Annotated in this window: 12 protein-coding genes and 3 tRNA genes; 14 read left to right on the top strand and 1 reads right to left on the bottom strand. The window is 37.7% G+C overall.

Features of this window, described 5'->3' with window-relative positions; translation table 11 throughout:
* Positions 1–54: 54 nt before the first annotated feature.
* The 4 genes from EPL02_RS20410 (at position 55) to rocF (ending at position 1360) form a co-directional block, all read left to right on the top strand.
* Positions 55–127: transfer RNA gene (locus EPL02_RS20410), tRNA-Lys, on the top strand.
* Positions 128–136: 9 nt separating this feature from the next.
* Positions 137–211, top strand: a tRNA-Gly gene (locus EPL02_RS20405).
* Positions 212–233: 22 nt separating this feature from the next.
* A tRNA-Ala gene (locus tag EPL02_RS20400) sits at positions 234–309 on the top strand.
* A 151-nt stretch (positions 310–460) separates the two neighbouring features.
* Complete coding sequence (rocF, locus tag EPL02_RS20395; RefSeq protein ID WP_094913149.1) at positions 461–1360, top strand: arginase; 900 nt, start codon at positions 461–463, stop codon at positions 1358–1360.
* Positions 1361–1398: 38 nt separating this feature from the next.
* Here the strand turns inward: rocF and EPL02_RS20390 are convergent, their stop codons facing one another.
* The gene (locus tag EPL02_RS20390) at positions 1399–1548 is read right to left on the bottom strand and encodes an aspartyl-phosphate phosphatase Spo0E family protein (protein ID WP_131888589.1); all 150 of its coding nucleotides are present in this window, start codon (positions 1546–1548) and stop codon (positions 1399–1401) included.
* A 169-nt stretch (positions 1549–1717) separates the two neighbouring features.
* On the opposite strand from EPL02_RS20390, the gene sigW reads away from it, so the two are divergent.
* From sigW to EPL02_RS20340, 10 genes are all read left to right on the top strand, one after another.
* Positions 1718–2281 carry an RNA polymerase sigma factor SigW gene (gene sigW / locus EPL02_RS20385; protein ID WP_094913151.1) on the top strand — a complete coding sequence of 188 codons (564 nt, stop codon included), beginning with the start codon at positions 1718–1720 and terminating at the stop codon, positions 2279–2281.
* Positions 2282–2293: 12 nt separating this feature from the next.
* Positions 2294–2911 (top strand): anti-sigma factor family protein, encoded by a 618-nt coding sequence (locus tag EPL02_RS20380; RefSeq protein WP_094913152.1) that lies wholly within the window; start codon positions 2294–2296, stop codon positions 2909–2911.
* 191 nt (positions 2912–3102) lie between these two features.
* Entirely contained in the window at positions 3103–3924 is an 822-nt protein-coding gene (cdaA, locus tag EPL02_RS20375; protein WP_061786223.1) for a diadenylate cyclase CdaA, read from the top strand.
* Positions 3917–5383, top strand: a complete 1467-nt coding sequence (locus EPL02_RS20370) for a CdaR family protein (protein ID WP_094913153.1) — start codon at positions 3917–3919, stop codon at positions 5381–5383. Before cdaA ends, EPL02_RS20370 begins: the two co-directional genes overlap by 8 nt.
* 33 nt (positions 5384–5416) lie before the next feature.
* Entirely contained in the window at positions 5417–6763 is a 1347-nt protein-coding gene (gene glmM / locus EPL02_RS20365; protein ID WP_094913154.1) for a phosphoglucosamine mutase, read from the top strand.
* 426 nt (positions 6764–7189) lie between these two features.
* Positions 7190–8992, top strand: a complete 1803-nt coding sequence (gene glmS / locus EPL02_RS20360; RefSeq protein ID WP_094913155.1) for a glutamine--fructose-6-phosphate transaminase (isomerizing) — start codon at positions 7190–7192, stop codon at positions 8990–8992.
* A 430-nt stretch (positions 8993–9422) separates the two neighbouring features.
* A complete protein-coding gene (locus EPL02_RS20355; protein ID WP_131888588.1) occupies positions 9423–9977 on the top strand; it encodes a hypothetical protein in 555 nt (184 codons plus the stop codon).
* A gap of 249 nt (positions 9978–10226) precedes the next feature.
* Positions 10227–11807: an L-lactate permease gene (locus EPL02_RS20350; protein ID WP_131888587.1), complete on the top strand. Its 1581-nt coding sequence runs from the start codon at positions 10227–10229 to the stop codon at positions 11805–11807.
* A gap of 79 nt (positions 11808–11886) precedes the next feature.
* A complete protein-coding gene (locus EPL02_RS20345; RefSeq protein ID WP_131888586.1) occupies positions 11887–12594 on the top strand; it encodes a FadR/GntR family transcriptional regulator in 708 nt (235 codons plus the stop codon).
* 41 nt (positions 12595–12635) lie between these two features.
* Complete coding sequence (locus tag EPL02_RS20340) at positions 12636–13352, top strand: (Fe-S)-binding protein (protein WP_094913160.1); 717 nt, start codon at positions 12636–12638, stop codon at positions 13350–13352.
* The last annotated feature ends 10 nt before the right edge of the window (positions 13353–13362 follow it).

The raw sequence follows: 13362 nt of genomic DNA, 5'->3' as shown, positions 1-13362 counted from the left end.
ACGGACTTTGACTCCGTCATGCGTTGGTTCGAATCCAGCTAGCCCAGCCATTAAGAGCCATTAGCTCAGTTGGTAGAGCATCTGACTTTTAATCAGAGGGTCGAAGGTTCGAGTCCTTCATGGCTCACTCTTATATGCGGAAGTAGTTCAGTGGTAGAACACCACCTTGCCAAGGTGGGGGTCGCGAGTTCGAACCTCGTCTTCCGCTCCAATTATTATTATTTGCTTTTGTTGGGGCCTTAGCTCAGCTGGGAGAGCGCCTGCCTTGCACGCAGGAGGTCAGCGGTTCGATCCCGCTAGGCTCCACCAATTACATAAATCATTCACCTCTAAACTATCGTTTAGAGGTTTTTTTGTCCCTTTTAAATTTGTATATATATTCAGAAAAATGTCGAGTTGAGCCATTCATACTTTTAGCTATACAATAGAAGTATAAAAGGTAAAAAGGGGAGAAAGAGAAATGAAAAATGTATCAATTATTGGTGTACCAATGGATTTAGGGCAAACACGTCGAGGGGTAGACATGGGGCCAAGTGCTATTCGTTATGCTGGTGTAGTAGAGCGTATTGAAAGCATTGGATATGTTGTGGAAGATGAAGGCAACATTGAGATTGCTCCTGCAGAAAGAGTACATAATGATGTAAAAACTAACTTAAAAAATCTAACGGCCGTAGCAGATGCTAGTGAGCGGCTAGCTTCTAAAGTAGATCATGTAATTACAAACGGTAATTTTCCACTTGTACTTGGTGGTGACCATAGTATTGCTATTGGAACGTTAGCTGGTGTGAGCAAGCATTATGAGAATCTAGGAGTTATTTGGTATGATGCACATGGAGATTTGAATACAGCTGATACTTCTCCATCAGGAAACATACATGGAATGCCATTAGCAGCTAGCTTAGGAATTGGACACCCAACACTAATCAATATTTTTGGATATATGCCAAAAATTAAACCTGAAAATGTTGTAATTATTGGTGCACGTTCTTTAGATGAAGGAGAAAGGGCTTTAATTAAAGAGATTGGTATTAAGGTATACACAATGCATGAGGTTGATCGTCTTGGAATGGCACACGTTATGGAAGAAACAATTGCTTATCTAAAAGATAAAACAGATGGGGTACATTTGTCACTTGATTTAGATGGTTTAGATCCTCATGACGCACCTGGAGTAGGAACACCTGTTATTGGAGGAATCAGCTACAGAGAAAGCCATTTAGCTATGGAAATGCTAGCTGAATCTAACGTCATTACTTCCGCTGAATTTGTAGAAGTAAATCCTATTTTAGATGAGCGCAATAAAACAGCAACGGTGGCTGTTGCATTAATGGGCTCCTTATTTGGTGAAAAATTATTATAAAAAAGAATCAGCTCTTGTTTGTAAAAGCAAGAGCTGATTTAGTTTGATTGTTTTGTGTATTGATTTAATAGTGTGTCTAACTCTGAACTTAGCCTCAGTACCTCTTTAGAACATAGAGAAGTTTGTTGTGCGGTACTTAACATCATGTGACGATGTTCTTCAATTCTTTCCAGTAAATTTTTCTCCATCAGCGACATTCCTCCACTTTATAATAGTCTTTTTCTTCATAAATAACCCAATTTGCAAAATCTTAAACATAGGCAGCAAATTTTTGTTAAAATAATTAAGCATGAATGAAACTTTAACTAGAAGTAAACGTATATATACTATCCCGCAATGGGCGGAGGTCACTGTTACATGGATTTATTATTAAAACGGAAAATAAAAAAAGTAAAAAAAGGCGATCAAGATGCGTTTGCTGATATTGTAGAATATCATAAAGATAAGCTCTATCAGCTGTGTTATCGAATGTTAGGGAATCGTGAAGAAGCGCAAGATGCGGCTCAGGAAGCTTTTATTAGAGCCTATGTTAATATTCATAGTTATGATTCATCCAAGAAATTTTCCACATGGCTATATCGGATTGCCACAAACCTTTGTATCGATAAAATTCGTAAAAAGAAGCCAGATTACTATTTAGATGCAGAAGTAGCTGGAACGGAAGGTCTGAATATGTACTCACAGATTGCTGCAGATCAAGCACTTCCTGAAGATGAATTAGAAAGAGGAGAGTTGCAAGATTTAATTCAATCTGAAATTCTAAAGCTACCTGAGAAATATCGTACAGTTATTGTGCTGAAATATATTGATGAGCTTTCTTTGAAGGAAATTAGTGAAATCTTAGAGCTACCGATTGGTACTGTAAAGACAAGAATTCATAGAGGACGGGAAGCCTTAAGAAACAGACTTCGCCATTTGTAAGGAGTGAAAATAATGAAATGCTCAAGTTCCTATGTAAATCTAATCCATGAATACTTAGATGGAGATCTTACAAAAGAGAATGAACAATTACTGAAGCAGCATTTACAGGAATGTGATGCATGCCAAGAACATTTTAAACAATTAAAGCGAACAATTGCTTTTGTTCAAAGCACTTCTCATATTGATACACCTATGAACTTTACGGCTAATATTATGGCGGGTCTTCCTAAAGAGAAGAACGCTGTAAGAATGAATCGTTGGTTTACCAATCACCCATTTTTAACGGCAGCTGCTGTATTTACGTTATTAATGTCTGGAGCGACTTTTTCAGCTTGGAATACAAATGAAGAGTTTGCAGTCTCTAAGCAAGATAATCTTGTAATTGAAAATAAGACTGTTATTGTGCCAGCTGGCGAAGTAGTTAAAGGAGATGTTACTGTACGTAATGGTGATATAAAGGTAGAAGGAAAGGTCGATGGAAATATTACTATTATTAATGGTGATCAGTATCTTGCATCTGCGGGAGAGGTTACCGGTGATATTGAAGAATTAGACCAAATGTTTGAATGGATTTGGTACAACGTAAAGAATGGTGTTAAAGACGCAGTTAACCTATCAAATCATCAATAAAAAGAAGTTTGGTTGACGGTAACAACATAGATTTGCTAAAGAATCGTCCTCGGTCATCAAGACTATTGGACGATTCTTTTTGTAAATGAAAACCAATTGTTATTATGTCTAGCTAGTAGGAAATTTTAAATTTGTGATATAATAAAAAAGTTATGTTTAATTGACTACATATAAATAGAGGAAGTGAGACGATGCCTTTTGGAGAGCTACCGATCTTTGCATATTTAGGAAATATAATCGATGTTCTCCTTGTTTGGTTTGTTATATATAAATTGATAATGGTCATCAGAGGTACGAAAGCTGTACAGTTACTCAAAGGAATAATCGTCATCGTTGTTGTACGCTTTATTAGTAACTTCCTGGGCCTAAACACATTACAATGGTTAATGGATCAAGCCTTAACATGGGGATTTTTAGCAGTTATTATTATTTTCCAACCTGAAGTTCGCAGAGCGTTGGAACAGTTAGGAAGAGGAAGTTTGTTTTCTAAAGCTAGTCTTCCTGAAGAGGATGAACGCGCATTAACAATCGAAGCTATTACAAAAGCTACACATTATATGGCAAAGCGTCGTATAGGAGCTTTAATCTCGATTGAGCGAGAAACAGGAATGAATGATTATATTGAAACCGGCATTCCGTTAAATGCCAATGTGTCATCAGAACTATTGATTAATTTATTTATTCCTAATACGCCATTGCATGATGGAGCCGTTATTTTACAGCGCAATCAAGTTTCAGCTGCCGCTTGCTACTTGCCACTTTCCGAAAGCCCTTTTATTTCAAAGGAGCTAGGGACTCGTCACCGAGCAGCTGTTGGTATTAGTGAAGTAACAGATAGTATAACGGTTATAGTATCTGAAGAAACAGGTGGTATTTCTGTGACAAAGAATGGTGAGTTATACCGTGAGTTAACAATCGATACGTTAAAAGAAATGCTTGAGAAAGAGTTGGTTAATACTTCAAGAGCATCTTCTTCAGCTCGTTGGCAATGGAGGTCGAAGAAGAATGGATAGATTATTAAACAATCCTTGGATCATGAAAATAATTGCGCTTCTTTTAGCCTTAATGCTTTATTTATCTGTTAGCATCGATAATCAAGATACAAATACAATTCTTGGCACAAGTAAATCGTCAGGAACAGGTACAGAAACCATTACAAATGTTCCTGTAGAAGTTTCTTATGATCAAGATAATATGATCATTAGCGGTGTTCCAGATACGGTTAACGTTACTTTAGAAGGTTCTAAGAGTGCCCTTCAACAAGAAAAGCTAAAGCAAGACTTGGAAGTGTATGTGGATTTAAATAACTATGGTTTGGGAGAGCACCAAGTAGAGTTGCAGCACCGAAACATTTCAGATCGTTTGGATGTCAAAATTGATCCACAAGTTGTAACGGTCAGTATTGAAAATCAACAATCACAAGAATTTCCGGTAGAAGCAAGCTTTGATAAAAATCAGGTGAAAAAAGGCTATAAAGCGGGATCAGCACAAATTAGCCCAGAGACGGTAACGGTTACTGGAGCGAAGAGTCAGCTATCACAAGTAGCCTATGTAAAAGCACTTGTTGAATTAGATAATGTAAGTAAAGATGTAAATGAACAAGCAGAGGTAGTAGCATTTGATAAAAATCTGAATAAGCTAGATGTATCTATCGAACCAGAAGTAGTTAATGTTACAATCCCAATTGAAAATAGAAGTAAAAAGGTACCAATTAGCCTTGAGCAAACTGGTACCCTAGGCGAAGGTATTGAAATTACAGGTATTTCTTTAGATAGAGATGAAGTAACTGTTATTGGTGAGAAAGACGTATTAGATTCTATCTCATCAATTGATAATATTCCGGTCGACGTAACGGGGATTTCTAAAACGTCCGATATAAAAGTTGATGTGCCTGTTCCAGAAGGTGTAGATAGTGTTCAGCCTAAGCAGGTGACAGTAAGTGTAAAAGTCAAAAAGCTGGATGAGGAAGCAGAAGAAGAAACTGACGCAGAAGAAACCTCTGTAGCCGAAGAAGAGAAAGATGGAAAAAAGTCGTTTGAAAGCTTGTCAGTGACACTAAATGGGCAAAACTCAAAATATAGATATGAAATTTTATCTCCTAAAAACGGAGTGGTGGGGGTTGACCTGTTAGGACCACAACAACAGCTAAGAAACGTTACCCGAAGTGATATTAGTATAACTGCTAATGTTGCAAGGCTAACACCTGGTGAGTTTTCGGTTCCTATTTCTCTAACGGTTCCAAATGGTGTTGAAGGCACCCTTTCTACAAAGACACTAAGAGTAAAAGTTAGTGAAAAAAATCCTTCAAATGAAGAAGAACAAAACCCTTCTGAACCACCAGAAGAAGGTGGTAATAATAATCCGGACGAGCCTTCTGATCCATCTGATAACACGGGGTCTAACGAAGAGGATGAAGGTAATGGCGACAACAGTACAAATAATGAAGAAAATGATTCATCATCGGCAAACTAATATACACAATGGATATAAAAGGAGAGAACAAGAATGGGTAAGTATTTTGGAACAGACGGTGTAAGGGGTGTTGCAAACAGTGAATTAACACCTGAGCTTGCATTTAAAATTGGTCGTTTTGGCGGGTACGTATTAACAAAAGACACTGAAAGACCAAAAGTCCTAATAGGTCGCGATACTCGTGTATCAGGTCATATGTTGGAGGGAGCTTTAGTAGCGGGTCTTCTATCAATTGGAGCTGAGGTGATGCGCTTAGGTGTAATTTCAACGCCAGGTGTTTCCTACTTAACGAAAGCGTTAGGTGCGCAAGCAGGTGTTATGATTTCTGCGTCACACAACCCAGTGCAAGATAACGGTATTAAATTTTTTGGACCGGATGGATTCAAGCTATCTGATGCTCAAGAAAATGAGATTGAAGCATTAATTGATGCTTCAAAAGATGAACTACCAAGACCTGCAGGTAAAGACCTTGGACAAGTAAATGACTACTTTGAAGGTGGTCAAAAGTACCTTCAGTACCTCAAGCAAACAATTGATGAAGATTTTTCTGGTTTGCACGTTGCGCTAGACTGTGCGCATGGTGCCACTTCATCTTTAGCAGCACATTTATTTGCAGACTTAGATGCTGATATTTCAACAATGGGTGCATCTCCAAATGGATTAAATATTAACGAAGGTGTGGGTTCTACTCATCCGGAAGCATTAGCAGCATTTGTAAAAGAAAAAAATGCAGACGTAGGGTTAGCCTTTGATGGTGATGGGGATCGACTAATTGCAATCGATGAAAATGGCGACATTGTAGATGGTGATCAAATTATGTTCATCTGTGCAAAGTATCTATTCGAACAAGGTCGTTTAAAGCATAATACGCTTGTTTCTACGGTGATGAGTAACCTTGGGTTTTACAAAGCTCTTGAGGCAAACGGAATTCAAAGTGCTCAGACAGCGGTGGGTGACCGCTACGTAGTAGAAGAAATGAAAGCACATCAATATAATTTAGGTGGAGAGCAATCAGGCCATATTATTTTCCTTGACTACAATACAACAGGAGATGGTATGTTGTCTGCGATTCAGCTTGTAAACATTATGAAAGCAACAAATAAAAAGTTATCTGAATTAGCGAGTGAAATGAAAAAGTTCCCGCAGCTTCTTGTGAACGTGAGAGTAACGGATAAGCATCACGTAACTGAAAATGAAAAGGTAAAAGAAGTAATTACAGAGGTAGAAAAAGAAATGGCTGGAAACGGTCGTGTTCTTGTTCGTCCTTCAGGTACAGAGCCACTTGTGCGCGTAATGGTTGAAGCACCAAGCCAAAATGAGTGTGATGTGTACGTAAATCGTATTGTTGAAGTAGTAAAAGCAGAAATGGGACTAGAGTAATTCATCATTCTATGCATAAGCAGTGACCACAAGGGCTGCTTATGCATATTTTTATATTATGCCAATTGTACACAGCGGCACGCAAAAAGCCCTGTTTTTACTATTGGTAATAAAGATAATTGACGATTTCTTATGCTTTGTTGTAAGATTAAATCTGTTCGTCTCTAATTTACAAAAGGAGGGAATGTTAAAAGCAGTTTATAATTTAAATAAAAGCGCCTGAACTAGGTCTGAGACGACAGTGACTTAGTTGACGAGGAGGAGGTTTATCGAAGTATCGGCGGATGCCTCCCGGTTGTTGATTATCACAATCGAAAGCTTGATGTGAAAAACAAAGGGGTGACTTTTTGGACAAACGCATTAAGAAGATAATCGTTATTGTGAAGAAGGTAACGTTCTTCATTACTTTAAGGAGGATTACAATCTATGTGCGGAATTGTAGGTTATATTGGAACTCAAGATTCAAAGGAAATTTTATTACGAGGTCTTGAAAAATTAGAATATCGTGGATATGACTCAGCAGGTATTGCAGTTGTTAATGACGGTGGCGTACACGTATTTAAAGAAAAAGGACGTATTGCTGAACTACGTCAATCAGTGGATAACAATGTTGTAGCACCAGCTGGTATCGGTCACACGCGCTGGGCAACACACGGTGTTCCAAGCCGTGAAAATGCTCACCCACATCAAAGTAATAACGGGCGCTTTACGTTAGTTCACAATGGAGTTATTGAGAACTACGCAATTTTAAAGCGTGAGTATTTACAAGGTGTTGAATTCAAAAGTGAAACGGATACAGAAGTAATCGTTCATTTAATTGAAAAAATCGCAAGCGAAGGATTAGGAGTAGAAGAAGCATTCCGTAAAGCGGTAAGCTTACTACACGGTTCTTATGCACTAGCATTAATTGATAATGAAGATAAAAATACAATTTATGTTGCTAAAAATAAAAGTCCATTACTTGTTGGTTTAGGCGAAGGCTTTAACGTTGTAGCAAGTGATGCAATGGCGATGCTGCAAGTAACAAACCAATATGTAGAGTTAATGGATAAAGAAACAGTAATTGTAACAAAAGAAGCAGTTACAATTAAAACATTAGATGGTCAAGTAGTAGAGCGTGAACCTTACACTGCTGAATTAGATGCAAGTGATATCGAAAAGGGTACGTATCCTCACTACATGCTAAAAGAAATTGACGAGCAGCCTCTAGTAATGCGTAAAATCATTCAGCAATACCAAGGTGATGACAATGAGCTTCACGTGGATGAGGACATTGTAAAAGCTATGAATAACTCTGATCGCGTATACATCGTTGCTTGTGGAACAAGTTACCATGCTGGACTAGTAGGAAAACAATTCATTGAAACATGGGCGAAAGTACCTGTTGAAGTGCACGTAGCAAGTGAATTCTCTTACAACATGCCGCTTTTATCTGAAAAACCACTATTCATCTTTATTTCTCAAAGTGGTGAAACAGCAGATAGCCGTGCAGTCCTTGTTCAAATTAAAGAGCTTGGCCATAAAGCATTAACAATTACAAACGTTCCTGGTTCAACTTTATCTCGTGAGTCAGACTACACGCTGTTATTACACGCTGGTCCAGAGATTGCTGTTGCTTCTACAAAAGCATATACAGCTCAGTTAGCAGTGCTTTCAATTTTAGCAGCAGTAACTGCACAAGCACGCGGCATTAAGCTTGATTTCGACTTAATGCAAGAACTAGCAATCGTTGCTAATACAATGGAAGTTCTATGTGATGATAAGGAAGAAATGGAAAGCATTGCTCTTCAGTTCTTAGCAACAACGCGTAACGCATTCTTTATCGGGCGTTCTGTAGACTATTACGTTGGATTAGAAGGTGCATTAAAGCTTAAAGAAATCTCTTACATCCAAGCAGAAGGATTTGCTGGTGGAGAGCTGAAGCACGGAACAATTGCTTTAATTGAAAACAATACGCCTGTTATTGCCCTTGCAACACAAGAGCACGTAAATTTAAGCATTCGCGGAAACGTAAAAGAAGTAGTAGCGCGCGGAGCGAATCCTTGCATTATCTCTATGAAGGGCTTAGAAACGGAAGAAGATCGCTATGTAATTCCAAAGGTACACGAAACATTAGCACCTTTAGCAGCGGTTATTCCATTACAATTAATTTCCTACTACGCAGCTCTACACCGTGATTGTGACGTAGATAAACCACGTAACTTAGCTAAGTCTGTTACGGTTGAGTAATAGTAAATCGGGTTTTTAAATCATATAAAAAGAGAGTAACCTGTTGGTTGCTCTCTTTCTTTTTGTGTTTATGTTAGTGAAATTTACAAAAAAGTAAATTTATTCTATGTTAAAATTAAGATAAATATAAAGGAAGTTGAGAATGAAGATATTTGCCTGGTTTTTAATTTTATTTCATATAGGTGTTGTACTATTCTAGATAGGAAATTCTTCTTACCTCTTTTCAAAAAGTGGGCTTTTCTGTTGGGATTTCTCCATTGTAGTAGGTTATTTAATGTATAAAAAACAAAAAGAAAAAAATTTCACAAGGAAAATCTTATTGAGTCCTAGCACCTTTATGGTGTTTTTAATCATTTTCACAGGCTTAATAGAAGTTGCAGTATCTTCTATTCCTTAAATGTAAAAATAATTCAAGTATGAGGGAGTAAATATGTCATTTGTAATTTTTATTATTTTACTGCTTATGATAGCAGGAATCTTTTTTTGGAAAATAAACCGCTGGCTTTCTCTTTTACTTTTAGCACCTATGTTGGTTCTATTTGGTTTTGCTAGTTATGTTCTTTTTAATCTGTGGTATGAAACAACCCCTGAATCTTTAAACTTTAGCGTGCAGCATGAAGGGTCTGAATACATAATTGAAAACAGTTGGGAAAAGCCTTTAGATGTGTATCGGTTTCCAACTGATTTTATCGTTTTCTATGTACCAAATACTAGCACAGTAACAAATGTGAAAAGAGAACGAGTAAAAGATTATAAGGAAATGGCAGAATTAGAAGACTCGGTTAAAGGATGGGTAGAAGAAAAATATCCGTCAAACTTAGCAACACAAGTTTTTGATATAAAAGCAAGTAAGAACGGTCGCTTTACTTTTTCTTTACCGCAGGGAATAAAAGAAAAAGAGGTGGAAGTATATTACGTGCATTTACGTTCAGAACCAATGGATACAATTGAATACTGGATAAAAGAAATTGAAATAAAGCCATAAAGAGCAATGGAAGCTAGTATGATAAACAAATATATATTCGAGGGTCAAGCTTAGGAACTCCATAAGTTTGGCTTTTTTTGTTCTAATAAAGCTGAAGATATGTAGTTGTTATAAAATAAATTAGATGAAAATTCAAAATTCCCCATTGTCTATTTATGAAATTTATGTAACTATATTAATGAGGTCATCAGATGACCTCATTAGATATGAGTGCTCAATACTATAAGTCAACTAGGGGGAAGGGTTTATATGTTATTGTTCATTGCGCTAAGTGCGATTATTGCGCCATTTTTATTTCTTGTAGTTCTGAGGATGTCAGCTGCTAAAGGAATGGCATTGAGTTCAATTATCGTCATATTGTTAGCGCTTACTATCTGGGGGATGGAAGGGAAAGTAATTTTAGCATCAATTTTTCAAGGAATACATAAAACTTTTACGATTTTGTGGATTTTATTCGGTGCATTGGTATTGTTGAATACCCTTCGCAATACGGGTGGAGTTGTTCGAATCAATCAAGGCTTTCAAAGCATTTCAGGTGATATGCGTGTCCAAGTAGTCATTGTAGCTTTTTTATTTGGCTCACTTATTGAAGGAGCCGCTGGTTTTGGGACACCGGCGATGGTGACAGGACCGCTATTATTGGCTCTGGGTTTTCAACCACTGGTGGCCGCCACCATTGCGTTAATTGCTGATAGTACAGCCGTTATGTTTGGAGCAGTGGGGACGCCAGTAGCAGTCGGACTCAGTAATATTCCAAGCGCAGATATTAATTTCTTTAAAGAAATTGCGGTGCAAGTCACAAGCTTAGACTTATTGGCGGGTGTCTTTATTCCATTTATTTTAATGGTTGTATTAACCACATTTAGTCGCAGTGGTATAAAAGATGCGCTGCAAATGTTTCCGTGGACGTTCCTCATTGGAATTGTATATACAGTAAGCGCATTTCTGATTGCTAATTTCTTTGGACATGAATTTGTCTCCATTTTAGCCTCTCTTATTACGTTAATTGTAGCAACTTTGACAGCAAAGAGAGGAATCTTATTACCTAAGGGAGAATGGAGAAAGGTAATGAGGAAAGATTTCAAGATAGCGGAAGACAAAGCGGAAATGGGTATTTTAACAGCATGGGCACCGTATATTAGCGTTGTAGTCTTATTGCTGTTGACTAGAGTTATCCCAGGACTTAAGCACTTTGCGCTAACCGCTATTGACTTAACCTGGACGGATATTTTAGGAGTACAAGGTATTGTTTCTAAATGGGAGTTTTTATATTCTCCAGGAACGATTCTAACTTTGGCAGCTGTGTTTGCTTTTCTTATTCAAAGAAAGTCTTATAAAACATTTTTGCAAGCATCAAAAGAGTCACTAGGTACAATGAAAATCACAGCGATTTCACTTATTGCAACGCTGGCGATGGTACAGGTGTTTGTTAATTCTGGATTGAACCTAAACAATTTAAATAGCATGCCCGAATACATTGCCGAATCATTGGCGAGCTCTTTAGGATCAGTATGGATTTTTGTAGCGCCATTCCTTGGAAAACTTGGAGCGTTCATCACTGGAAGTGCAACGGTATCCACATTAACCTTTTCACCAATCCAGTATAATGTTGCCCAGGCAATTGGGTTAAACTTAAACACTGTTTTAGCAGTTCAACTCATTGGTGCTGCAGCGGGAAATATGATTTGCGTTCACAATGTTGTGGCTGCTAGTGCTGTCGTTGGTTTATCTGGTAAAGAGGGAGAAATTATTCGCAAAACGTTAGGGACAGCAGTTGTATATGGAGTATTAGCAGGTATAGCAGGGTTTCTCTTTTTAAATGTTTTTTAAATAAGAAAAGCGGGGTTTCCCATTGTATTCTCTTGTAAGTAAATCGATATAATAGAGAGATAGATGGGAGTTGAATGAAATGAACTATAAACGTGTTCGTGGAAAAAAAGCATATGAGGAAGTAGCTGAAACATTAATTGAATTAATTAAAGCAGGAGATTTAAAGCCTGGTGATAAATTAGAGTCTGTTGAAAAATTAGCAAAAAGTTTTGATGTAGGAACGTCAACTATTCGCGAGGCTTTAAGTGGCTTACGTACAATGGGGCTAGTCGCAGCGAGGCATGGAGAAGGTACGTTTGTAAATAACTTTGATCCTTCTAAATTTCAGTTACCTGTCAACATTGCTTTTTTAATGAAGATTGAAGATATTAAAGAACTTTACAAAGTTCGTGAAATTTTAGAGTTAGGTACGGTGGCTCAAGCAGCAGCAGTGCACGAAGAAGAGGATCTTTTAGCGCTTGAGAAAGCATTGATTGTGATGGAGAATGCAAGCGGAAATGAAGAGTTAGCCTCAAGCGCGGATTTAGACTTCCATTTGGCCATTGCGAACGCGACACATAATAAATTACTTATTAATTTAATGAGCAGCGTGTCGTCGTTAATCTCTGAAACGATTCAAGAAACAAGAAAAGTATTCTTATATTCAGGTAATACGGTCGAAGATTTAAAAGTAGAGCATCGAAGAATCTTTGAAGCTATTAAAAATAGGCAGCCAAATGAGGCGAGTGAAGCGATGCTTGAACATTTGCAAAATGTTCAAAGCCGTCTTTTTACATATATTGAATGATGTAGCCGGCTGTTTACCAATTTTCTGAGAGGTGAGCAAGTATGAGAGTTTCCTTATTTAGTACATGCCTAAGTGATATTCTTTTTGCCAATGTAGCAAAAGACACGCTTGAAATCCTGGAACGATGCGGCTGTAAAGTTGATTATCCTATGGAGCAAACGTGCTGTGGCCAACCAGCGTATAACAGTGGATACCTACAGGAAGCAAAGCAGTCTATGAAGCAAATGATGAAAGCTTTTCGTCATTCTGAATATATAGTGGGACCATCAGGATCATGCATCAGTATGTTGAAGGAGTATCCCGCGGTGTTTAGAGGAGATGTAGAATGGGAGAAAGAAGCGGAAGCTTTTGCAGATAAGTGCTATGAAATTACTGAATTCCTTGTAGATGTATTAAACGTTACAGACTTAAATTCTTCGTTTAAGGGAAAAGTCACTTTTCATTCCTCTTGTCATATGAAACGACTGTTAGGAGTAAAGGAACAGCCTAAAGTACTGTTGAAAAACGTAAAAGGTGTAGAACTAGTTGATTTACCGTGTGAAGAAGATTGCTGTGGATTTGGTGGTACGTTCGCCGTGAAAAACTCTGTTATTTCACAAGAGATGGTCAGTGAAAAGTCACGTCATGTCTCAGAAACAAAAGCCGAATATTTAGTGGGTGCTGATATGGGGTGCTTAATGAATATCGGCGGTCGCATGAGTCGTGAAGGGAAAGAAGTTAAAGTTGTTCATATTACTGAGATTCTAAACACCCATTAAGAAACGGAGG

The sequence above is a fragment of the Bacillus sp. CBEL-1 genome, from assembly GCF_004348885.1.
Lineage (GTDB): Bacteria > Bacillota > Bacilli > Bacillales > Bacillaceae_H > Priestia > Priestia aryabhattai_A.
This window is presented reverse-complemented; position numbering and strand designations above follow the sequence as displayed.

Excerpts from the sequence above, each read along its gene's own strand:
- rocF (WP_094913149.1), top strand. The coding sequence starts at position 461 with ATGAAAAATGTATCAATTATTGGTGTACCAATGGATTTAGGGCAAACA.
- EPL02_RS20390 (WP_131888589.1), bottom strand. The coding sequence starts at position 1,548 with ATGGAGAAAAATTTACTGGAAAGAATTGAAGAACATCGTCACATGATG.
- sigW (WP_094913151.1), top strand. The coding sequence starts at position 1,718 with ATGGATTTATTATTAAAACGGAAAATAAAAAAAGTAAAAAAAGGCGAT.
- EPL02_RS20380 (WP_094913152.1), top strand. The coding sequence starts at position 2,294 with ATGAAATGCTCAAGTTCCTATGTAAATCTAATCCATGAATACTTAGAT.
- cdaA (WP_061786223.1), top strand. The coding sequence starts at position 3,103 with ATGCCTTTTGGAGAGCTACCGATCTTTGCATATTTAGGAAATATAATC.
- EPL02_RS20370 (WP_094913153.1), top strand. The coding sequence starts at position 3,917 with ATGGATAGATTATTAAACAATCCTTGGATCATGAAAATAATTGCGCTT.
- glmM (WP_094913154.1), top strand. The coding sequence starts at position 5,417 with ATGGGTAAGTATTTTGGAACAGACGGTGTAAGGGGTGTTGCAAACAGT.
- glmS (WP_094913155.1), top strand. The coding sequence starts at position 7,190 with ATGTGCGGAATTGTAGGTTATATTGGAACTCAAGATTCAAAGGAAATT.
- EPL02_RS20355 (WP_131888588.1), top strand. The coding sequence starts at position 9,423 with ATGTCATTTGTAATTTTTATTATTTTACTGCTTATGATAGCAGGAATC.
- EPL02_RS20350 (WP_131888587.1), top strand. The coding sequence starts at position 10,227 with ATGTTATTGTTCATTGCGCTAAGTGCGATTATTGCGCCATTTTTATTT.
- EPL02_RS20345 (WP_131888586.1), top strand. The coding sequence starts at position 11,887 with ATGAACTATAAACGTGTTCGTGGAAAAAAAGCATATGAGGAAGTAGCT.
- EPL02_RS20340 (WP_094913160.1), top strand. The coding sequence starts at position 12,636 with ATGAGAGTTTCCTTATTTAGTACATGCCTAAGTGATATTCTTTTTGCC.